Source organism: Streptomyces sp. NPDC126510 (assembly GCF_040302345.1).
Taxonomy (GTDB): Bacteria; Actinomycetota; Actinomycetes; order Streptomycetales; family Streptomycetaceae; genus Streptomyces.
Window position 1 is genome coordinate 64,001 of sequence record NZ_JBEORR010000019.1, and the last position, 20,736, is coordinate 84,736.

Consider the following 20,736-nt stretch of genomic DNA (forward strand, 5'->3'; position numbering starts at 1 on the left):
TCCGGTTCGGCCGGACACCGCCCTCTCGTATGTCCGGATGACGGCAGGCCGTCCCCTATTGACGCCCGCGGGGCGCCGGGCCTACCTTCCTCCCACCGATAGGAAACTTTCCTAACAGTGATCGAGGGAGCGGCCTCCCCATGGACTTCCCCGCCTGATCACTGAGAGGCTGAACAGCTGAAGGGCAGGTGTGGACACGCATGGCAGGAACCGCCGGCACGCCGGGCACCCCGCGCGTCCTGCGCGCCATGAACGACCGGGCCGCCCTGGACCTGCTGCTGGAGCACGGACCACTGTCCCGCACCCGGATCGGCAAGCTCACCGGCCTGTCCAAGCCGACCGCCTCCCAGCTCCTGGCCCGCCTGGAGGCGGCGGGACTCGTCCTGGCCACCGGCACCACCGAAGGCCGGCCCGGCCCGAGCGCCCAGCTCTACGAGGTCAACCCCGCGGCCGGTCACGCCGCCGGACTCGACGTCACCCCGCAGCGGATCCTCGCCGCCGTCGCCGACATCACCGGGCGCACGATCGGCCGCCACGAGCTGCCCACCCCCGGCAGGCGCACCGGCACCCCGGTCGTCCAGCAGGTCACCGACGCCCTGGACGGCGCGGTGAAGGCGGCCGGACTCGCCCGGGACGACATCCACCGCCTCGTCATCGGCACCCCCGGCGCCTTCGACCCCACCACCGGCCGGCTGCGCTACGCCTCCCACCTCCCCGGCTGGCACTCCCCCACCCTGCTGGACGAGCTCGCCGCCGCCCTGCCGATGCCGTTCGAGTACGAGAACGACGTCAACCTGGTCGCACTCGCCGAACAGCGCCTCGGGGCGGCCCGGGGCCACACGGACTTCGTGCTGCTGTGGAACGAGGAGGGCCTGGGCGCCGCCCTGGTCCTCGGCGGCCGGCTGCACCGCGGCTGGACCGGCGGCGCCGGCGAGGTCGGCTTCCTGCCGGTGCCGGGCACGCCGCTGGTCCGCCAGGTCACCAGGGCCAACAGCGGCGGCTACCAGGAGCTGGCCGGTTCCCAGGCCGTCCCGCGCCTGGCCCGCGAACTCGGCATCGAGGACGCCCCGCAGGCCCCGCACGCCGAGGCCGCCGCCGGCCTGCTGGCCAGGGCGGCACAGGCCGGCGACGACGCCCACCTGCACCTCCTCCGGACCTACGCGACCCGGCTGGCCACCGGTCTGGCCTCGCTGGTCTCGGTCCTCGACCCCGAGCTCGTCGTGCTGAGCGGCGCCGTCCTCACCTCGGGCGGCGAGCCGCTGCGCGCGCTCGTCCAGGCCGAACTGGAAGAGCTGGCCGCGTCCCGCCCGCGCCTGGTCGTGGGCGACGTCCGTGAACACCCCGTGCTGCGCGGCGCGCTGGAGAGCGCGCTCGCGACCACCCGCGACGAGGTCTTCGACACCTCTCGCTGATCATCTCCCGCTGACCCCACCCCCCCTCCCGGTAATCCCCTTCTTCCCCCGTGCCTCAGGGAGCCCTGCCATGCCCGGAATGCCCAGAAAAACGGCTTTCGCTGTCGCCGTCTCCGCCTCCCTCGCCCTCCTCGCCACGGCCTGCACCGGCCAGTCGGACGCGGGCGCGAGCGACGACGCGTCCAAGGAGACGACCCTCACCTTCTGGCACGCCTGGAGCGCGCCCTCGGAGGTGAAGGCCGTCAAGGACCTGGTCGCCGGATTCGAGAAGGCGCACCCCAACATCCACGTCGACGTCGTCGGCAACATGACGGACGACAAGATGAACCAGGCCCTGCGCACCGGCGGCGCCAAGGCCCCGGACGTCATCTCGTCGTTCACCACGAACAGCGTCGGAAAGTTCTGCTCCTCGGGTGCCCTGGTGGATCTCAACCCGTTCTTCGAGAAGTCGGGCATCGACCCGCGGCAGACCTTCCCGAAGGCGATGAACGAGTACACCCGGTTCGACGGCAACCGCTGCGCGGTCCCCCTGCTCGGCGACGCGTACGGCCTCTACTACAACAAGACGGCGTTCAAGAAGGCCGGCATCACCAGCCCGCCGAAGACCTGGTCGGAATTCGAGAAGGCCGCCGAGAAACTGACGATCCCCCAGGGCGACACCTACAAGCAGCTCGGCTTCATGCCGAACTACCACGGCTGGGAAACCACCACCGAGCACTACCTCGGCCAGTTCTCCCCGACGTACTTCGACAAGAACGGCAAGTCGAACGTCGCGAAGGACCCGGCCTTCGCCCAGGCCTTCACGGTGCAGAAGAAGCTGGTCGACGCACTCGGCGGCTACCGCAGGCTGGAGACCTACCGCTCGAAGCTCGGCGACGAATGGGGCCCCAAGCACCCGTTCCACACCGGCCAGGTCGCCATGCAGCTCGACGGCGAGTGGCGCCTGGGCATGGCCCTGGCCACCAAGCCGAAGTTCGACATCGGCGTCGCCCCGCTGCCCGTCCCCGACGACCGGGCCGACCAGTACGGCAAGGGCTACATCACGGGCACGATCGCCGGTATCGCGGCGACCAGCAAGAAGCAGAACGCCGCCTGGGAGCTGGTGAAGTACATCTCGACGGACACGGACGCGGTGGTGAATTTCTCCAACGCCATCCACAACGTGCCCTCGACGCTGGCGGCCCTGAAGTCCCCGAAGCTGAAGTACGACCCGCGCTTCAAGACGTTCCTGGAGATCGCCGCCAACCCGGACTCCACGACGGCCCCCGCGTCCGTCAACGGCGGTGTCTACCTCACCACGATCCAGCAGTTCGGCTACGACTACGAGAGCGGCAAGGCGACCGATCTGAACAAGGGTCTCCGGGAGACGGCCCGGCAGATCGACACGGACATCGCGCAGGCGAAGTAGCCATGAGCACCTCCACGTTGCGGGCGAGACAGCGCCGCTCCACCCTGCGCACCCTCGCCTTCCTCTCCCCCTGGCTGATCGGCTTCACGGTCTTCTTCGCCTATCCCCTGCTCTCCACCGTCTACTTCTCCTTCATGCACTACGACGGCTTCCAGCCGCCCGTGTGGAGCGGCACGAAGAACTGGGTGTACGTCTTCGGGCACTACCCCTTCTTCTGGCCCGCCCTGCGCAACACGCTGTGGCTGGTCGTCGTCATGGTCACGCTCCGGGTCGTCTTCGGCCTGGGCGTGGGCCTGCTCATCACCAAGGTCAAGACGGCCACGGGCGTCTTCCGCACCCTCTTCTACCTGCCGTACCTGGCCCCGCCCGTGGCGGCCACGATGGCCTTCGCGTTCCTCCTCAACCCCGGTACGGGCCCGGTCAACTCGATCCTGGAGAAGATCGGCCTGCCCACCCCGGGCTGGTTCAACGACCCCACCTGGTCGAAGCCGGCCCTGACCCTCCTGGCCCTGTGGGGCATCGGCGACCTGATGGTCATCTTCATGGCGGCCCTGCTCGACGTGCCGAAGGAGCAGTACGAGGCGGCCGAGCTGGACGGCGCGAGCCCCTGGCAGCGCTTCCGCTACGTCACGCTCCCGAACATCTCGCCGATCGTCATGTTCGCCGTCGTCACGGGCGTGATCCAGACGATGCAGTACTACACCCAGCCGCTGATCGCCGGAAAGGTCGCCTCGGGCGTGATCCAGGGCGCGGGAACACAGTTCGAGCCCGGCTACCCCGACAAGTCGACCCTCACCCTCCCCCAGCTCGTCTACAACCTGGGCTTCCAGCGCTTCGACTACGGCTCGGCCTGCGTGGTCGCCCTGGTCCTCTTCGCCCTCTCCATGGCCTTCACGGCCCTTCTGATGCGCCGCAGGGGCGGCCTGATCCAGGCAGGTGAACGATGACGCAGGTACTCGACAGACCCCTGGAGCTGAGGACACCCCCGTCACCGGCGGAACGCACGGCCCGCCGCAGGGCGCTGCTGGAGTGGATCGCGGTCCATTCCCTCGGCATCGCGGCGGCCCTCTTCTTCACGCTCCCCTTCGTCTTCGTCCTCCTCACCTCCCTCATGAGCGACAGCCAGGCACTCAGCCGCGACCTGATCCCGCACACCTGGGAGTGGGGCAACTACGCCGAGGTCTTCGACACCCCCGGCTTCCTCACCTGGTGGAAGAACACCCTGCTCTACGCGGGCCTGGGCACGGTCCTCACGGTCCTCTCCTCGATCCCCGTCGCCTACGCCCTGGCCAAGTTCCGCTTCCGGGGCCGCAACCTGGCCCTGATGCTGGTCATCTCGATGATGATGCTGCCGCCACAGGTGGTCGTCATCCCGATGTACCTGTTCTGGGCGAAACAGCTGGACCTGTCCGGCACGCTCTGGCCGCTGATCATCCCCATGGCGTTCGGCGACGCGTTCTCCATCTTCCTGCTGCGCCAGTTCCTCACCACGATCCCCGACGAATACCTGGACGCGGCGAGGGTCGACGGCTGCGGCGACCTGCGCACCCTCCTCAAAGTCGTTCTCCCGATGGCCAGACCGGGCATAGCCGCGGTGGCGCTCTTCCAGTTCTTCTACGCGTGGAACGACTACTTCGGCCCCCAGATCTACGCCTCGGAGAATCCGGGCGCCTGGACGCTCTCCTACGGCCTGGAGTCGTTCAAGGGCGCCCACCACACCGACTGGAACCTCACCATGGCCGCCACCGTGCTGGTCATGGCCCCCGTGATCCTCGTGTTCTTCTTCGCCCAGAAGGCGTTCGTCGAGGGTGTCACGCTCACCGGAGTGAAGGGCTAGACATGAAACTCACCGTGGTCGGCGGAGGCTCGACCTACACCCCCGAACTCGTGGACGGCTTCGCCCGTCTGAGGGACACCCTGCCCGTCGAGGAACTGGTCCTGATGGACCCGGCCCAGGACCGCCTCGACCTGGTCGGCGGCCTGGCGAGGCGCATCTTCACCCGCCAGGACCACGCGGCCCGCGTCACCACGACCAGCGACCTCGACGAGGCGGTGGACGGCGCGGACGCGGTCCTCCTCCAACTCCGCGTGGGTGGACAGGCGGCCCGCGAGCAGGACGAGACCTGGCCCCTGGAATGCGGCTGCGTGGGCCAGGAGACCACCGGCGCCGGCGGACTGGCCAAGGCCCTGCGCACGGTCCCGGTCGTCCTGGACATCGCGGACCGTGTCCGCCGCACCAGCCCCCACGCCTGGATCATCGACTTCACGAACCCGGTGGGCATCGTGACCCGCGCCCTGCTCCAGGCGGGCCACAAGGCGGTGGGCCTGTGCAACGTGGCGATCGGTCTGCAGCGCAAGTTCGCGGCCCTGCTGTCCACGGAACCGTCCGGGATCCACCTGGACCACGTGGGCCTGAACCACCTCACCTGGGAGACGGCCGTACGCCTCGGCGGCCCCGAGGGCGAGGACGTCCTGCCGAAACTGCTGGGCGAGCACGGCGACACGATCGCGGCGGACCTCCGCCTGCCCCGCCCCCTGCTGGACACCCTGGGCGTGGTCCCCTCCTACTACCTGCGCTACTACTACGCGCACGACGAGGTCGTCCGGGAACTGCGGACGAAGCCGTCCCGCGCGGTGGAAGTGGCGGCGATGGAACGCAGGTTGCTCGCGATGTACGCCGACCCGGCCCTGGACGAGAAACCGGAACTGCTCGCCCAGCGGGGCGGTGCCTTCTACTCCGAGGCCGCCGTGGACCTGGCGGCGGCCCTGCTGGGCGGCGGCGGCTCGCCGTACCAGGTGGTGAACACGTACAACCGGGGCACGCTCCCCTTCCTCCCCGACGACGCGGTGATCGAGGTCCAGTCGGCGGTGGGGTCCAAGGGCGCGTCCCCCCTGCCCGTACACCCCGTGAACCCGCTCCACGCGGGCCTGATGGCCCACGTGACGGCCTACGAGGACCTGGCCCTCCAGGCCGCCCTGCACGGCGGCAGGGACCGCGTCTTCCGCGCCCTCCTCTCTCACCCCCTCATCGGCCAGTACGCGTACGCCGAGACGCTCACCGACCGGCTGATCGCCCACAACCGGGAGCACCTCGCGTGGGCCTGACCGCACGAGTCCTCGCCATCGACGCGGGCAACAGCAAGACGGACGTCGCGATCGTCACGGCGGACGGCGACGTCCTCGCCACAGCACGCGGAGGCGGCTTCCGTCCCCCGGCCGTGGGCGTCGACACGGCGATGGACGCCCTCGCCGAAACGGTGACACGGGCTCTCACCACCGCCGGACTCACCTCGGTCACCCACGTCTCGGCCTGCCTCGCCAACGCCGACTTCCCCGTCGAGGAGGAGCGCCTGGCCGGGGCGCTGCGGGCGCGCGCCTGGAGCAGAACGGCGACGGTCCGCAACGACACCTTCGCGATCCTGCGGGCCGGAGTCACCGAGCCCCGGGGTGTGGCGGTCGTCTGCGGCGCCGGCATCAACTGCGTGGGCATGCGCCCCGACGGCCGCACCGCCCGCTTCCCGGCACTGGGCAGGGTCTCGGGCGACTGGGGCGGCGGCTGGGGCCTGTCCGAGGAGGCCCTCTGGCACGCGTCCCGGGCGGAGGACGGCCGCGGCGCCCCCACCGCCCTGTCCCACACCCTCCCCGCCCACTTCGGTCTGCCCTCCGTGTACGCCCTGGTGGAAGCGCTCCACCTGGGGCACATCCCGGCACTCCGGCGCCACGAACTGACCCCGGTCCTCTTCGCCACGGCCGCCGACGGAGACACCATCGCCCGGGCGGTCATCGAGCGCCAGGCCGAGGAGGTGGTCTCCATGGCCGTGGTCGCCCTGACCCGCCTGGAGCTCCTGGAGGAGCCGACACCGGTCCTCCTCGGCGGCGGCGTCCTGGCGGCCCGGCACCCCCAACTCAACAACCGCATCGAGCACTTGCTCGAGAAACGCGCCCCCAAGGCGGTCCCCCAGGTGGTGACGGCGAGCCCGGTGCTGGGGGCTGCGCTGCTGGGCCTGGACAGGGTGGGCTCGGGCGAGGGGGCGCAGAGTCGGTTGCGGAGGTACTACGGCATGTGAATCGCTGAGGCCGGACGGAGCAGGGTGCCGCTGCGCCCAGCGGCACGACTGCCCGCAGCCGAGCGGAGACGCGCCCGCACCCGCGCACGGCGAGAAGGGGCCGTGTCGGGGGGTGTCCGCCCGCAGCGGTTGGCGCGTCAACACACAGTCAGTCGGCGTGCAAGCCCATCGCGCCGTTCCGAGGACGGACACCCCCCGGCGCGGCCCCGACCCCCCACCGGCGTCACGCGAAGACGCGCACCCCCACCCAGCCGCACGGGCCGCCGCAGCCACACCCACCACCCCACGGGAACCGAACCAACCCCCCGTACGTGTTCCTGGACAAGGGGTGGCGCCTGGGGGCGGTGCGCCACGCTGCGATCCGATCAAGATCAGGGCAAGGCCGGTGCGGATGTCAGTCCCGGCAGCGATACTTGCGGCGACGGATGACCACGGGGGAGGTCACAATGACGCACACGCCGAAGAGCAGCCCACCACCACCGGGCCGGGCCCTGCCCGTCCTGCCGGCGGTCCCGGCACAGGCAGCACCCCCCGCCCGGCCCCCCGAAAACGCTCCCGCGCCCCCGACACCCCCGGCAGACCCCCGCCGCACCGCGTTCGCCGAGGGCTTCGACCGCCTGCGCTCCGCCGCCACCACCGAGCCCGGCCGCCTGCGCATCATCGGCGCCCTGCTGGCCCTCCTCGTCATCGCCTTCGGCGCCGTCACCGCCTGGCAGATGACCGACCGCGCGGCCGCCGCCGACGACGTCCTCACCCGCAGCCAGCCCCTCAGCTCGGACGCCGCCGACATCTACCGCTCCCTCGCCGACGCCAACACCGCCGCATCCAGCGGCTTCCTCGCCGGCGGCCAGGAGTCGGCCGCCACCCGCGACCGCTACGAGCGGGACATCCGCACGGCCGCCGAGAAGCTCGTCAACGCCGCCGCGAACGCCGAGCCGGACTCACCGTCCACGGAGACGATCGCCAAGCTCAACCGCCTCCTCCCGGAGTACAAGGGCCTGGTGGAGCGCGCCCGCACGTACAACCGGCAGGGCTTCCCCGTCGGCGGCGCCTACCTCCGCTACGCCAACGAGAAGATGCAGGAGCAGATGCTCCCGGCGGCGGAGGACCTGTACACGAAGGAGAACCAGCGCCTGAGCGCGGACTACGCGGCCGCCACGCCCTACCCCTGGGCGGCCATCGCCCTCGGCGTCGCCGCACTGGCCGCCCTCGCCTGGGCCCAGCACCGCAACTACCAGCGGACGAACAGAGTCCTGAACCACGGCCTGGTGGCCGCCACCGCCACGGCGACGGTCGTCCTGCTGTGGCTGGTCGTCGGCCACACCGTCGCCCGCGCGGGCCTGAACGACTCCTTCGACCACGGCGTCCGCTCCCTGAACGTGCTGCACGACGCGCGCATCGCCTCCCTCAAGGCCAGGGGCAACGAGAACCTGACCCTGGTGGCCCGGGGCGCGGAGACGAAGAAGGTCGGTGAGGAGACGTACGACGCCTACGACTACGACTTCGGCACGGACATCAAGAAACTGGCCCGGTATCTGGCGGCAGCCGAGAAGCTCGCCGACGACACCTCGGGCGAACACCCCGTCACCGCCGCCGTGGGCAACATGCAGGTGTGGAAGAAGCGCCACGCCGCGGCCCGTGAGCAGGACGAGTACGGCAACTACCAGCAGGCGCTGGACCGCGTCATCGGTACCAAGGACACGACCGGCGAGTGCTTCGACAGCGTCGACGAGAACCTGCGCACGGCACTCGCGCACGAGGAGACGGAGTTCAAGCGCGCGGCGGGCGAGGGCCGTGCCGCGCTGACGGGCATGCCGGCCGGTGTGGCCGTACTGGCGGTGCTGGGCGCCGCGGGCGCGGTCCTGGGCATCGGCCGCAGGCTCTCGGAGTACCGATGATCGGGCCAGGGGCGAAGGGAGGAACGACCGTGCGAGACACGCTCAGGGGCTGGGGCGGAGTGACCGCGATGGCAGTCGTCTGCGCCCTGGTGGCGCTGATGGCCCTCTGCCTGCCGCTCACCACGACCACGCCGTCGGCCCGCAACGCCACCGCGACCACCCGGACCGCCGAGACCAAGGCGGAAAAGAAGTGCGTGGCTCCCGAGAAGCAGACCCTCTCCCCCTCCTCCGCCGACGGCGACACCATCCGGGCGATCAAGGAGCGCAAGGGCGGGAAGCGCAAACTGATCGTCGGCGTCGACCAGAACAGCTACCGGTGGGGCTACCGCGACCCCAACAGCGGCAAGAGCGCGGAGCTGGAGGGCTTCGACATCGACTTGGTCCACCGCATCGCCGAGGACATCCTGGGCGACCCGGACGCCGTCCAGTTCAAGGCGATCCCCACCGACCAGCGCATCCCGGCGATCCAGGGCGACCGCGTGGACATGGTCGTCCGCACGATGACGATCGCCTGCGACCGCATCGGAGACGTGGCCTTCTCCGCGCCCTACTTCAAGACGGGCCAGCAGGTCCTGGCCCCGAAGTCCTCGCCCGTCAAGGGCTACGACGACACACTCGCGGGCCGCAAGGTCTGCACGGCGGCCGGCTCCACGGCGCACTCCAGGCTGGAGCGGGACAAGGAGGCCGGCGAACTGCCCGCCGACACCGACATATCCACCACCGTCCCGAACCAACTCGACTGTCTGGTCCGGCTCCAGCTCGGCGAGGTCGACGCCGTGGTCACCGACGGCGCCCTCGCGGCGAGCCAGGCGGCACAGGATCCGACGGTCGAGCTCAAGGGCGACGCCTTCACTACCGATTACTACGGCGTGGCGATGAAGAGGGACGCGGACGATCTGGTACGCCGGGTCAACCAGATCCTGGTCGACTACCGCAAGGACACCGCGAACGGCTGGCAGGCGTCCTACGACCGATGGCTGTCGGCGACTTTGCGCAAGGACGCGAAGAAGTCGGAACCGCCGGCACCGCAGTACCTCCGCACGAGCTGATGACCGGCACGCAGCCGGACCACGACCGAGAACGCCCCGACGGGCACGACCGCAGCGAGAGGTGATCGATGGGCGCCACGGGATCCACCGGGCCGGTGATGGACCGGGACGAGGTGGACCGTGCGCTGGCGCGGCTCGGCGCGGAGCACGAGGCGATCGAGACCTCGCTCCTCGCCCTGCAGGACCACGCGGGCCGCAGACTCCTGGAGGGCGCCGAGCTCACCGGAGTCACCCAGGAGCGCTGGACGTCCACGGAGGCGTCGATCACGCTGCTGTGGACCTACTTCGACGCCTACACCGACGCGCTGCGCTCCGCCCGCGACGTCCGGGCCCGCCGCCGCTGGTCCAGCCGCGAGGACCTGGTGGAGCTGACGGAGCTCCTGAACGGCGACTCGGTGACCGTCGCGGGCAGCGCCACGGCGACGGCCAACGCCCCGACGCCGCACTCCGGTCCGGCCAAGCTGAGCGAACGCCACTCGCTGCGCACCCTCGTCGACCGGATGAACGGGCTGTACGCGGCGAGCCTGGACATGGTGGTCGCCGCGGACGCGGTCTGGTCGGCGCTGCCGGCCCGGATAGACCTGCTCGCGGCCGAACTCCAGCGCACGCGTCGGCTCGCGCACTCGGTCGGCGTGCGCCCCGGCGAGCACCCGGCCGGTGACGACCTGGAGCGCATCACGCGGGTCCTGACCAGGTTGCGCGAGGAGGTGGTCTCCGACCCGCTGGCGTTCTGGCTGGCCGCGGAGGGCAGTTCGGCGCCGGGCGGCGGCAGACCGGACACGACGGTGTACGACCGCGAGGCCCGCGCCCTGGAGGACGTACGCCGTGAGATCGACGCCGTGCTGACGGTCCGCCAGGACGCCGAGAAGCGGATCGTGCGGCTGCGGGACCTCCTCAGCCGCGCGGACCGCACGCTCGCCGAGGCACGCACGGCACGCGGCGAGGTCCTCGCGAAGATCGCGGCGACGGAGGTGCCGGTGGTCAGCGGACCGCCGACCGTGCTGCAGGAGCAGCTGGCGGCGGCGGCCGAGTACCGCAGGCAGGCGCAGTGGCACCGGTTGTCCCCGCTGCTGGAGTCGCTGGAGCAGAAGGCCGAGGACGAACTGCTGCGCGCCCGCGAGTCGTTGACGGAGGTCACCGCACCGCTGGCGGTCCGCGCCGAGCTGCGCGGCCGTCTCGACGCGTACAAGGCGAAGGTCGCCCGGCACGGCTTCGCCGAGGACACGCTGCTGATGGAGCGGTACGAGAAGGCGCGCCGCATGCTGTGGAGCGCCCCCTGCGACCTGCGCGTCGCCGAACAGGCGGTGCTGCGCTTCCAGCACGCGGCAGCGGAACTGCTGGGCGGGGGCCCGCGGCTGCCGGAGCAGGGCGTGCCGGAGGACGACCGGAGGGGGCCGGGCGCATGAGCGACGAGGGGGAGTCGATGAGTCAGGCACCGCAGGAGCCGGCCGGCGCGCCGCCACGCACCTGTCAGCGTCCGGGTTGCGAGGGCACGTACGAGGACGTCGGCGGCGGTGAACTGTACTGCGACACCTGTGGTCTGGCCCCGGTCGTCGCGGGGAACGGCATGGTCGGTTCGCCTCCCACGGGCATCACCGCCGGGGGCAGGGGCGGTTCCGGCGGGTCGGCCGGCAGCGGCAGTTCCCGCTCCAGCGGCCGCAGCTCGCGGACGTCGTCCCAGTCGTCGAAGTCCCGCCGCTCGGTGTCGGGGCGTCTGTCGCGGTCCCTGTCGGGCACGTCGACGGGCCGCTCGGTGTCGGTGCGCAGCTCCGGCTCGTCGACCGGCTCGGGGTCCCGGGGCCGGCTGGGCGCCGGGCTGGTGCAGGTGCCGCCGATCCCGCGGCCCGACCCGCGCGAGATGGTCCTCGACAACCCGGAGGTACCCGAGCGGAAGCGGTTCTGCTCACGCTCCGACTGCGGCGCCCCGGTGGGGCGGGCGCGCGGCGACCGGCCGGGCCGTACGGAGGGCTTCTGCACCAAGTGCGGTCACCCGTACTCGTTCGTGCCGAAGCTGAAGGCCCTGGACGTCGTGCACGGCCAGTACGAGGTGGTCGGCTGCCTGGCGCACGGCGGGCTCGGCTGGATCTACCTGGCCGTCGACCGGGCGGTGTCCGACCGGTGGGTGGTCCTGAAGGGCCTGCTGGACACGGGCGACCAGGACGCGATGGCCGCGGCGATCTCCGAGCGGCGGTTCCTCGCGGAGATCGAGCACGCCAACATCGTGCGGATCTACAACTTCGTGGAGCATCTGGACCAGCGCACGGGCTCGCTCGACGGCTACATCGTGATGGAGTACGTCGGCGGCAAGTCGCTCAAGGAGATCGCCAACGCCCGCCGCACCCCGCAGGGCAGACGCGACCCGCTGCCGGTGGAGCAGGCCTGCGCGTACGGCATCGAGGCGCTGGAGGCGCTCGGGCACCTGCACAGCCGGAACCTGCTGTACTGCGACTTCAAGGTCGACAACGCCATCCAGACCGAGGACCAGCTCAAGCTGATCGACATGGGCGCGGTGCGCAGGATGGACGACGAGGAGTCGGCCATCTACGGCACGGTCGGCTACCAGGCGCCGGAGGTGGCCGAGGCGGGCCCGTCGGTGGCGAGCGACCTGTACACGGTCGCCCGGACCCTGGCGGTCATGACGTTCGACTTCCAGGGCTACACGAACGTCTACGCCGACTCCCTGCCCGACCCGGACCACATCGAGGTGTTCCGGCAGTACGAGTCGTTCTACCGGCTCCTGGTCCGTGCCACGGACCCCGACCCGGCCCGCCGGTTCGCCTCCGCGCAGGAGATGACCGAGCAGCTGACGGGCGTCCTGCGGGAGGTCGTCTCCCTCCAGACGGGCCGCGCCCGCCCCGCCCTGTCCACGCTGTTCGGTCCGGAACTGCGGGTCACCGACACGGAGTTGTTCCCAAGGCTGGACGGCGAGGTGTCCCGCCTGGGGGCGCGGATGCCGCAGGTCCGGGCTCGTGCCGCCCTCCCCGCCTCCTTGCCCGATCCGCAGCGGCCCGGGCCCGCGCACCGTCTGGTGAAGCCCGTCGACACCCCGGCCGCCGCCTTCGCCCTGCCTGTCCCGCGCGTCGACCCGACCGACCCCAATGCCGGTTTCCTGGCCGGTCTGATGACCTCGGCGCCGGGCGAGCTGCTCGGCGCCCTGGCGGCCGCCCCGGCCCCGTCGATCGAGACGCGGCTGCGGCAGATCCGGGCCTGGCTGGAGACAGGCGATCCGGCCGCGGCGCTGCAGGCGCTGGTCTCGCTGGAGGGTGAGCGGCCCGACGACTGGCGGGTGGTCTGGTACCGGGGCCTGGCAGCCCTGGTGACGGGCGACGACGAGGGCGCCGCCCTCGCCTTCGACGCGATCTACGACGCCTTCCCGGGTGAGATCGCGCCCAAGCTGGCGCTGGGCCTGTGCGCGGAGGTGCTGGGCCAGCTCGACAACGCCGCCGAGTACTACCGGCTGGTGTGGTCGACCGACCCGAGCTATGTGAGCGCCGCGTTCGGACTGGCCCGCGTCCAGCTGGCGACCGGGGACCGGCACGGCGCCGTACGCACGCTGGAGTCGGTCCCGGAATCCTCCATCCACTACACGGCGGCGCGGGTCGCGGCCGTCCGGGCGCGGCTGCGGCAGCGCACGCCGACCGCCGCCGACGCGGCGTTCCTGGGGGACCTGACGGCCTCCGCCGCGCAGGTCGAGGCGCTGGAGGCGTACGGTCTGGATCCGGCGCGACGGGAGCAGTTGTCGGCCGAAGTCCTCGGTTGCGCGCTGGACTGGGTACTCTCCGGGGGCCAGGGTTCCGCCCCTCCCGCCGCCGGGGGACGGACGCTGCTCGGCAGCGGCCTGGACGAGCGGGGCCTGCGTTTCGGTCTGGAACGCTCGTACCGCACGCTGGCCCGGCTGGCGCGGGGCGGCGAGGAGAGGATCGACCTGGTGGAACGTGCCAATCGTTACCGCCCCCGGACGTGGGTGTAGTTGATGTCGCAGATGCCCCAGTTGTCCGCCTGCCCGAGTTGCGAGGAACCCCTCGAGTCGGGTGACCGTTTCTGCGGCGCGTGCGGATACGACCTGTCCGCCGTGCCCGAACGGCCGCAGGACAACCCGACCATCACCATGAACGGCTCGGTGCCCGCCCAGGGCGCCCCGGCCGGTGAGTATCCCGAGCCGCCGTCGGCGCCCCCCGCCGGCACGGCCTGGCCCGCGCCCGGGCCGGACGGCACGGGTGCCCCGGATGCGGTGCACCTGCCGACGGACCTGCCGGGCACGGACTCGGGCGGCTCCGCCCTGCCGCCGGAAACACCCCCGCCGCCGAGCGCCCCGCCCACCGCGGGCGTGCGGTTCGACCGGCCGCGGCAACCCGACGGGTCTGCCGCGTCGCCGGAGATCTACCAGACACAGCCCGACGAGTACCTCCTCCAGGCACCGGACCCACGGGCGTCCGCCGAGCCGGCGGTCCAGGCCGCGGGCACCGGCGGCAAGGTCTGCGTCGCCTGCCGGGCCGGCCGCGTGGACGACGACGGCTACTGCGAGAACTGCGGCCACGCCCAGCCGCGCGAACGGGACCACATGGAGCAGGAGTCCGGCCCCCTGGCCGCGGTCAGCGACCGCGGCCTGCGCCACCACCGCAACGAGGACGCGTTCGCCATCGGCACCACCACGCTGCCCGACGGCTCCCCCGCCTCCGTCGCGATCGTCTGCGACGGCGTCTCCTCCGCGACCCGCCCCGACGACGCCTCCGCGGCGGCGTCCAAGGCGGCGGGCGAGACACTGCTGGCGGCCCTGCCACGTGGCACGCACCCGCAGCAGGCGATGCACGACGCGATCCTCGCCGCCTCGCGCGCCGTCAACTCGCTCGCCGCGGAGCCCGCCACGGCTCTCGAGCAGGCCCCTCACCAGAACGCCCCCGCCTGCACCATCGTCGGCGCCGTGGTGACGTCCGGCCTGCTGATCGTCGGCTGGGTAGGCGACAGCCGCGCCTACTGGGTCCCGGTCGACCGCGGCGCTCCCCCCGCCCGGCTCACCGAGGACGACTCCTGGGCCGCGCAGATGGTCGCCGCGGGCCTGATGAACGAGGCCGAGGCCTACGCCGACGATCGCGCCCACGCGATCACCGGCTGGCTCGGCGCGGACGCCTACGAGCTGGAACCGCACACCGCCGCGTTCAAGCCGGACCGGCCCGGCGTGGTGGTGGTCTGCACGGACGGCCTGTGGAACTACGCGGAGGCGGCCGAGGAGATGGCCCGGATCGTCCCGCCCGACGCGGCCACGCATCCGCTGCACAGCGCCCGGGTGCTGCTCGGCCACGCCCTGGACGGCGGGGGCCACGACAACGTAACAGTGGCGCTCGTGCCGTTCCCGGCCGTGCCCCAGGGGGCAGGATCGGCCTGAGGCCACGTACGGGGACGCCTCGGCGGACCGGAGGGGACCGGTCCGCCTACCGTCATCACCCCGCAGCGGCGGGGGCTTTGAAGGGGGATCGAAGCAGGCATGGCCAACTTCTCGAAATCGAACGTGCCCCAGTTCTCGGTGGACGTCTACCAGAACGAGTACCTGCCGGAGGGCACCGGCGAGGTCAACGCCATCGTCACGGTGACGGCGACCGGCGGCGGCACGATCGGCAGCGCGGTCGCGGCGCCCCACCTCTACTCGCCCGGCCAGGGCCCGTCCGCCGCCGTGGCGATCATGGTCGACTGCTCGGGTTCGATGGACTACCCGCCGACCAAGATGCGCAACGCCCGCGACGCCACGGCCGCCGCGATCGACACCCTGCGCGACGGCGTGCACTTCGCGGTGATCGGCGGGACGCACCTGGCGAAGGAGGTCTACCCGGGCGGCGGGCGCGTCGCGGTCGCCGACGCCACCACGCGCGAGCAGGCCAAGCAGGCACTGCGCTCGCTCAGCGCGGGCGGCGGCACGGCCATCGGCACCTGGCTGAAACTGGCCGACCGCCTGCTGTCCTCCGCGGACGTCGCGATCCGGCACGGCATCCTGCTCACCGACGGCCGCAACGAGCACGAGTCGCCGCAGGACCTGAAGGCCGCGCTCGACGCGTGCGCCGGACGCTTCACCTGTGACGCGCGCGGCGTGGGCACCGACTGGGAAGTGAAAGAAGTCACAGGGATCGCCTCCGCCCTGCTCGGCACCGCCGACATCGTCGCCGATCCGGCCGCGCTCGCCGCGGACTTCACGAAGATGATGGAGACGGCGATGGGCAAGGAGGTCGCGGACGTCTCCCTGCGGCTGTGGACCCCCGTCAACACGACCGTGAGGTTCGTCAAGCAGGTCGCACCGACGGTCGAGGACCTGACCGGCCGGCGCACCGAGGCGGGCCCGCGCGCCGGCGACTACCCCCTCGGTTCCTGGGGAGACGAGTCGCGTGACTACCACGTCTGCATCGAGGTCCCGGTCGCGAACATCGGGCAGGAGATGCTGGCGGGCCGGATCTCGCTGGTCATTCCGCAGTCCGACGGCAGCGTCCAGAACCTCGGCGCGCAGGGTCTCGTGCGGGCCGTGTGGACGGACGACATGGTCGCCTCGACGTCGATCAACCCTCAGGTCGCCCACTACACCGGGCAGGCCGAACTGGCACAAGTCATCCAACAAGGACTGGATCTTCGCAAGTCCGGAGATATGGATGGCGCAACGGCCAAACTGGGCCGGGCCGTTCAGCTCGCGAGTGCCTCCGGGAACGCCGATACTGCGAAACTGCTTGCGAAGGTGGTGGACGTGGTCGACGCCGCGACCGGTACTGTGCGACTGAAGGCGAAGGTCGCGGAGGCTGACGAGATGACGCTCGAAACCCGTTCCACCAAGACCGTTCGCGTCAAGAAGTGACCTAGAAGAGATCGAAGGAGGGACGCGCCGACATGCCGACCTGCCCGAACGGACACCAGTCGGGTTCCGACGACTGGTGCGAGGTCTGCGGTCACCGCATGGCGGGTGCCGTGCCTCCGCCTCCTCCCCCGCCGCCCCCGCCCGGCGGCTACGGCTTCCCGCCCCCCGCCGGCCAGGGCGGCTCGCAGGGCCCCGGCGGCCAGCCCGGTGGACGTCCGCCGCACCTGTCCGCCGTACCGCACGCCGAGCCGGAGCTCTGCCCGCAGTGCCGTACGCCGCGTGAGGGCGGCGCCCCGTTCTGCGAGGAGTGCCGGTGGAACTTCCTGACGAACACGGCGACGTCGTACACCCCCGCGGCCCCTCCGCCCGGTCCGGGTGTGCGTTTCCAGCCACCGGGCCAGCAGGGCGGCCCGCCCCCCGGCCCGTCGTACGGCGGCGGTGACTCCTACGAGTACCAGGGCTCCCGCCCGTCGCAGATCAACCGCCCGGCCGAGCCGATCCCGCCGTTCGGCGGCGACCCGTCCGGCCGCCCCGGCCCGGGCGGCCCCGGTGGCCCCGGTGGCCCCGGTGGCCCTCAGCAGGGCGGTGGCTACGGCTTCCCGCAGCCCGGCGGTGCCCCGACCTCGCCCGGCCCCGGCGGTTCCGGCGGCCCGGGTGGTCCCGGCGGCTTCGGCGGCCCTCCCGGCCCGGGTGGTCCCGGTGGTCCCGGCGGCTTCGGCGGCCCGGGTGGCCCCGGCGGCTTCGGTGCCGACCCCTCGCGGCCGGTTCCGCCCCCGCCCGGACCCGGCGGTCCTGGTGGTCCCGGCGGTGCTCCGCAGGCGTTCCACCAGTCCGGCCCGCCGGCCCCGCCCGGGTTCCCGCAGGAGACCCAGCGGCCCCCGCAGCAGGGCGGTCCGTCCTTCGGTGGCGGTGACGACGACTGGGTGATCTCCCCGCCGACGTCCGGCCCGGGCGGCCAGGGCGGCCCCGGCCAGGGCGGCTACGGCTACCCGCAGCCCGGCGCGACCCAGGCCCCGCCCGGCCCCGGCGGTTTCCCACAGCAGCCCCAGGCGCCGCAGGGACCCGCGACGTGGACCGCGACCATCGGCCCGGACCGCGACTACTTCATGGCGATGATGCAGCGCTCCGGCCCCGAGGCCGCGGGCCTGAACCTGCCCGCGTACTCGCCCGAGCAGCAGCGCACGCTCACCGGCAACCAGCTCACGATCGGCCGCCGCCGGCACTCCACCGGTGACACCCCCGACATCGACCTGTCGACGCCGCCGGAGGACCCGGGCGTCTCGCACCAGCACGCGGTGCTGGTCCAGCAGCCGGACGGCAGCTGGGCGGTCGTCGACCAGAACTCGACGAACGGCACGACGGTCAACGGCTCGGATGAACCGATCCAGCCGTTCGTCCCCGTTCCTCTCCAGGACGGCGACCGGGTGCACGTGGGCGCCTGGACGACGATCACGATCCGCCGCGGCTGAGACCGTTCACTGAGATCGTTCACGACGGGAGGGGCCAGGCGTACGGCCCCTCCGGGTCGTCCAGCCAGGCCCATTCCCGGTCCTCGCCGACCGTGATGCCGTAGCGCTCGCGCTGCGGCCTGCCCTCCTGCTCCCACAGCGCGTGGGCCTCCTGCGGGTCCAGGCTGCCCCGGGTCAGCGCCAGCAGGAACCGGAACAGGTCGTCCTCCCGCGCCCGGTGCGGCACCCCGCCCAGCTGGACCGGATCGCCCCCGGGCCGGCCGGCGCCGCGCAGCGGCACGAAGTAGGCGGGCGTGTGCAGGAAACGCCCCTCGGCATGCCCCACGCCGGTCACCGTGAGCACGATCAGGCCGGTGGCGAGCGGCATGAGGATCCGGCCGCCGGGACGGCTCTGGGTCACCCAGGCGCGCGGGACGCCGCCCAGGGCGCAGGTGGCGATGATCCGGTCGAACGGGGCGCGCTCGGGCACGCCCCGGGCACCGTCGCCGGTGACGACCGCCGGGTGATACCCGGCCGCGTCCAGGTGCCGGCGGGCCGACTCGGTGATCTCCGGGTCGAGGTCGACGGTGGTGACCTGGTCGTCGCCCAGCCGATGGGACAGCAGCGCCGCGTTGTAGCCGGTGCCGGCACCGATCTCCAGGACCGTGTGACCGTCCTCGACGCGCAGCGCGGCCAGCATGTCCGCCATCAGGGACGGCTGGCTGCTGGAGGACAGCAGCTCGCCGTCGCGCAGCCGGGTGGCCAGTGGAGTGTCCTCGTAGGCGCCGCGCAGCCATCGCTCCCGCGCCGCGGGGTCGGCGCTCTCGCGCCAGCGGCGTTCATAGCCGCCGGCGACACCCACGTAGTAATACGGCACGAAGAGGTGCCGCGGGACCGCCGCGAAGGCCTCCCGCCAGCCCGGGTCGGCGGCCCAGGCCCCGCTCGCCTCGATCCGCCGCACCAGCGCCGCCCGCGCGTCGGCGGCGAGAGAGTCGATGTCCCTGCCGGGTGCGTGCCCGCCCATGTCTCCACAGTAGGGGCAGGGTCCGGCCGCAGGGGCGGGGTCCTAGGTCTTGAGTCCTATGCCGGGGCGTCTGAGACCATGGATCGCGTGAATGAGATTCGGCGCGGCACGCTTCAGGAGCAGACCTTCTACGAGCAGGTCGGCGGGGAGGAGACCTTCCGTCGGCTCGTCCACCGTTTCTACGAGGGAGTCGCCGAGGACCCGCTGCTGCGGCCGATGTACCCCGAGGAGGATCTGGGCCCGGCCGAGGAGCGCCTCGTGCTGTTCCTCATCCAGTACTGGGGCGGCCCCACGACGTACAGCGAGAACCGCGGCCACCCCCGGCTGCGAATGCGGCACGCCCCCTTCGCGGTGGACCGTGCGGCGCACGACGCGTGGCTGAAGCACATGCGGGTGGCCGTCGAGGAACTCGGCCTGTCCGAGGAGCACGAGCACACGTTGTGGAACTACCTGACGTACGCGGCGGCCTCGATGGTCAACACCGCGGGCTGACGCCTGCGGGGCACTGCCGGGCGGCGCTGCTCAGCGGACGCTGACGTCCAGTGCCCCGAGCCCGGCCCGTCGTACGGCGACGGACCCGTACGGCGTGCGCAGCCTGAGCCACGCGCCCGACGAGAACAGCCCCAGGGGCACACCGGGGCGCAGGAAGCCGAGGGACTGCGCCGCGTGCACGGCCCGGACGGGCAGCCGGGTGTCCCCGACCGTCCGGGACCAGACGTCCCGGCCGATCCGGTCCAGCTCGTCCCGCGTCCGCCCCTCGGGGGGCAACTCCTGTGTACGCGAGCGGAACTCGGCGATCACCGCGGCCACGAGCTCGCGCAGCGCCTCCGGCGCCGGCAGCCCCGGCTCGGCCCGCCAGTCGCCTCGGGGCGGCAGCACACCCGCCCACGGCGGCCCGGTCACGGCGCCCGGCACGACGGCCGTGCCGGCCTTCTCGTCGACCGACTCCAGGAACTCACCGGCGGACACGGTCACGTCCAGCGTGACCTCAAGGCCCTTCTCGTACGGCTTCGCCAGCCGCACCGCCCGCACGGCGAGCACCTCGAAGGACGGCGGCCGCCCGAAGACGGCCAGTGCGGTGCCCGCGGCCTGCAGACGCACCGCCGCCCCACGGTCGTAGTGGAGCAGCCGGGAGAGGAAGGCGGCGAGATCCGCCGCCTCCCCCTCGTCGGCGAGGTGGAGCACCGTCATGCGGCGACGGCCTCCTCCTCGGCGTCATCCATGTACTCGCGGAGGAACTCCCGCTCCTCCGCGGTGATCCGGCGCGGGCGCTGCGCCTCGAAGTCGAACGGCACGATCACCGTCGAGGCCCGCACATAGACCTGGTCGCCGTCCTTCACCTCGTAGGTGAGGGTGAAGGACGCGGCCCTTATCTCGGTGACCCACAGCTCGATGTCCACCGGGTGGTGCCGGTGCACGAGCTGCCGCTTGTAGTCGATCTCATGGCGTGCCACCACGGACCCCTGCTTGAAGTCCTTCTCCGGGCGGAACAGGAAGTCGATACGGGCTTCCTCCAGGTAGCGGAGGAACACCACGTTGTTGACGTGGCCGTACGCGTCCATGTCCGCCCAGCGCAGCGGGCAGCGGTAGATGTGCCGCAA

Annotated in this window: 17 protein-coding genes; 14 read left to right on the top strand and 3 right to left on the bottom strand. The window is 72.1% G+C overall.

Translation table 11 applies throughout. From position 1 onward, the window contains the following. Window positions 1-200 precede the first annotated feature (200 nt). From ABTX60_RS25720 to ABTX60_RS25780, 13 genes are all read left to right on the top strand, one after another. A complete protein-coding gene (locus ABTX60_RS25720; protein WP_352099362.1) occupies window positions 201-1,412 on the top strand; it encodes an ROK family transcriptional regulator in 1,212 nt (403 codons plus the stop codon). 70 nt (window positions 1,413-1,482) lie between these two features. Beyond that, a complete protein-coding gene (locus ABTX60_RS25725; protein ID WP_352099363.1) occupies window positions 1,483-2,820 on the top strand; it encodes an ABC transporter substrate-binding protein in 1,338 nt (445 codons plus the stop codon). A 2-nt stretch (window positions 2,821-2,822) separates the two neighbouring features. Then, window positions 2,823-3,767, top strand: a complete 945-nt coding sequence (locus ABTX60_RS25730) for a carbohydrate ABC transporter permease (RefSeq protein ID WP_352099364.1) — start codon at window positions 2,823-2,825, stop codon at window positions 3,765-3,767. Continuing rightward, window positions 3,764-4,657, top strand: a complete 894-nt coding sequence (locus tag ABTX60_RS25735; RefSeq protein ID WP_352099365.1) for a carbohydrate ABC transporter permease — start codon at window positions 3,764-3,766, stop codon at window positions 4,655-4,657. The genes ABTX60_RS25730 and ABTX60_RS25735 overlap by 4 nt, the downstream gene beginning before the upstream one ends. Before the next feature lie 2 nt (window positions 4,658-4,659). Further along, window positions 4,660-5,925 carry a 6-phospho-beta-glucosidase gene (locus ABTX60_RS25740; RefSeq protein ID WP_352099366.1) on the top strand — a complete coding sequence of 422 codons (1,266 nt, stop codon included), beginning with the start codon at window positions 4,660-4,662 and terminating at the stop codon, window positions 5,923-5,925. Continuing rightward, window positions 5,916-6,887 carry an N-acetylglucosamine kinase gene (locus tag ABTX60_RS25745; protein ID WP_352099367.1) on the top strand — a complete coding sequence of 324 codons (972 nt, stop codon included), beginning with the start codon at window positions 5,916-5,918 and terminating at the stop codon, window positions 6,885-6,887. Before ABTX60_RS25740 ends, ABTX60_RS25745 begins: the two co-directional genes overlap by 10 nt. A 446-nt stretch (window positions 6,888-7,333) precedes the next feature. After that, window positions 7,334-8,785 (top strand): GlnX family signal transduction membrane protein, encoded by a 1,452-nt coding sequence (locus tag ABTX60_RS25750; RefSeq protein ID WP_352099368.1) that lies wholly within the window; start codon window positions 7,334-7,336, stop codon window positions 8,783-8,785. After that, window positions 8,782-9,834 (top strand): glutamate ABC transporter substrate-binding protein, encoded by a 1,053-nt coding sequence (locus ABTX60_RS25755; RefSeq protein ID WP_352099369.1) that lies wholly within the window; start codon window positions 8,782-8,784, stop codon window positions 9,832-9,834. The genes ABTX60_RS25750 and ABTX60_RS25755 overlap by 4 nt, the downstream gene beginning before the upstream one ends. A gap of 68 nt (window positions 9,835-9,902) precedes the next feature. Continuing rightward, on the top strand, window positions 9,903-11,240 hold the full coding sequence (locus ABTX60_RS25760) for a coiled-coil domain-containing protein (protein WP_352099370.1): 1,338 nt from the start codon (window positions 9,903-9,905) through the stop codon (window positions 11,238-11,240). 17 nt (window positions 11,241-11,257) lie between these two features. After that, the gene (locus tag ABTX60_RS25765) at window positions 11,258-13,804 is read left to right on the top strand and encodes a serine/threonine-protein kinase (protein ID WP_352099451.1); all 2,547 of its coding nucleotides are present in this window, start codon (window positions 11,258-11,260) and stop codon (window positions 13,802-13,804) included. A 3-nt stretch (window positions 13,805-13,807) separates the two neighbouring features. Further along, window positions 13,808-15,217, top strand: coding sequence for a PP2C family protein-serine/threonine phosphatase (locus tag ABTX60_RS25770; protein WP_352099371.1), 1,410 nt, complete (start codon window positions 13,808-13,810; stop codon window positions 15,215-15,217). A gap of 99 nt (window positions 15,218-15,316) precedes the next feature. After that, a complete protein-coding gene (locus ABTX60_RS25775; protein ID WP_352099372.1) occupies window positions 15,317-16,663 on the top strand; it encodes a vWA domain-containing protein in 1,347 nt (448 codons plus the stop codon). Between the two features lie 32 nt (window positions 16,664-16,695). Continuing rightward, window positions 16,696-18,132 carry an FHA domain-containing protein gene (locus ABTX60_RS25780; RefSeq protein ID WP_352099373.1) on the top strand — a complete coding sequence of 479 codons (1,437 nt, stop codon included), beginning with the start codon at window positions 16,696-16,698 and terminating at the stop codon, window positions 18,130-18,132. A 19-nt stretch (window positions 18,133-18,151) separates the two neighbouring features. Here ABTX60_RS25780 and ABTX60_RS25785 read toward each other — a convergent pair whose 3' ends face one another. Further along, a complete protein-coding gene (locus ABTX60_RS25785) occupies window positions 18,152-19,135 on the bottom strand; it encodes a methyltransferase domain-containing protein (RefSeq protein WP_352099374.1) in 984 nt (327 codons plus the stop codon). Between the two features lie 78 nt (window positions 19,136-19,213). Here ABTX60_RS25785 and ABTX60_RS25790 point away from each other — a divergent pair, with 78 nt between their 5' ends. Next, the gene (locus ABTX60_RS25790; RefSeq protein ID WP_053671759.1) at window positions 19,214-19,627 is read left to right on the top strand and encodes a globin; all 414 of its coding nucleotides are present in this window, start codon (window positions 19,214-19,216) and stop codon (window positions 19,625-19,627) included. Between the two features lie 30 nt (window positions 19,628-19,657). On the opposite strand, the gene ABTX60_RS25795 is transcribed toward ABTX60_RS25790, so the two are convergent. Together ABTX60_RS25795 and ABTX60_RS25800 are read right to left on the bottom strand one after the other, a co-directional pair. Next, entirely contained in the window at window positions 19,658-20,326 is a 669-nt protein-coding gene (locus tag ABTX60_RS25795) for a DUF8185 domain-containing protein (protein ID WP_352099375.1), read from the bottom strand. Further along, window positions 20,323-20,736 carry an acyl-CoA thioesterase gene (locus ABTX60_RS25800; protein ID WP_352099376.1) on the bottom strand — a complete coding sequence of 138 codons (414 nt, stop codon included), beginning with the start codon at window positions 20,734-20,736 and terminating at the stop codon, window positions 20,323-20,325. Before ABTX60_RS25800 ends, ABTX60_RS25795 begins: the two co-directional genes overlap by 4 nt.

Bases quoted from the DNA above. Each gene is read 5' to 3' on its own strand.
- ABTX60_RS25720 (WP_352099362.1), top strand. From the start codon at position 201: ATGGCAGGAACCGCCGGCACGCCGGGCACCCCGCGCGTCCTGCGCGCC.
- ABTX60_RS25725 (WP_352099363.1), top strand. From the start codon at position 1,483: ATGCCCGGAATGCCCAGAAAAACGGCTTTCGCTGTCGCCGTCTCCGCC.
- ABTX60_RS25730 (WP_352099364.1), top strand. From the start codon at position 2,823: ATGAGCACCTCCACGTTGCGGGCGAGACAGCGCCGCTCCACCCTGCGC.
- ABTX60_RS25735 (WP_352099365.1), top strand. From the start codon at position 3,764: ATGACGCAGGTACTCGACAGACCCCTGGAGCTGAGGACACCCCCGTCA.
- ABTX60_RS25740 (WP_352099366.1), top strand. From the start codon at position 4,660: ATGAAACTCACCGTGGTCGGCGGAGGCTCGACCTACACCCCCGAACTC.
- ABTX60_RS25750 (WP_352099368.1), top strand. From the start codon at position 7,334: ATGACGCACACGCCGAAGAGCAGCCCACCACCACCGGGCCGGGCCCTG.
- ABTX60_RS25755 (WP_352099369.1), top strand. From the start codon at position 8,782: ATGATCGGGCCAGGGGCGAAGGGAGGAACGACCGTGCGAGACACGCTC.
- ABTX60_RS25760 (WP_352099370.1), top strand. From the start codon at position 9,903: ATGGGCGCCACGGGATCCACCGGGCCGGTGATGGACCGGGACGAGGTG.
- ABTX60_RS25765 (WP_352099451.1), top strand. From the start codon at position 11,258: ATGAGTCAGGCACCGCAGGAGCCGGCCGGCGCGCCGCCACGCACCTGT.
- ABTX60_RS25770 (WP_352099371.1), top strand. From the start codon at position 13,808: ATGTCGCAGATGCCCCAGTTGTCCGCCTGCCCGAGTTGCGAGGAACCC.
- ABTX60_RS25775 (WP_352099372.1), top strand. From the start codon at position 15,317: ATGGCCAACTTCTCGAAATCGAACGTGCCCCAGTTCTCGGTGGACGTC.
- ABTX60_RS25780 (WP_352099373.1), top strand. From the start codon at position 16,696: ATGCCGACCTGCCCGAACGGACACCAGTCGGGTTCCGACGACTGGTGC.
- ABTX60_RS25785 (WP_352099374.1), bottom strand. From the start codon at position 19,135: ATGGGCGGGCACGCACCCGGCAGGGACATCGACTCTCTCGCCGCCGAC.
- ABTX60_RS25790 (WP_053671759.1), top strand. From the start codon at position 19,214: ATGGATCGCGTGAATGAGATTCGGCGCGGCACGCTTCAGGAGCAGACC.
- ABTX60_RS25795 (WP_352099375.1), bottom strand. From the start codon at position 20,326: ATGACGGTGCTCCACCTCGCCGACGAGGGGGAGGCGGCGGATCTCGCC.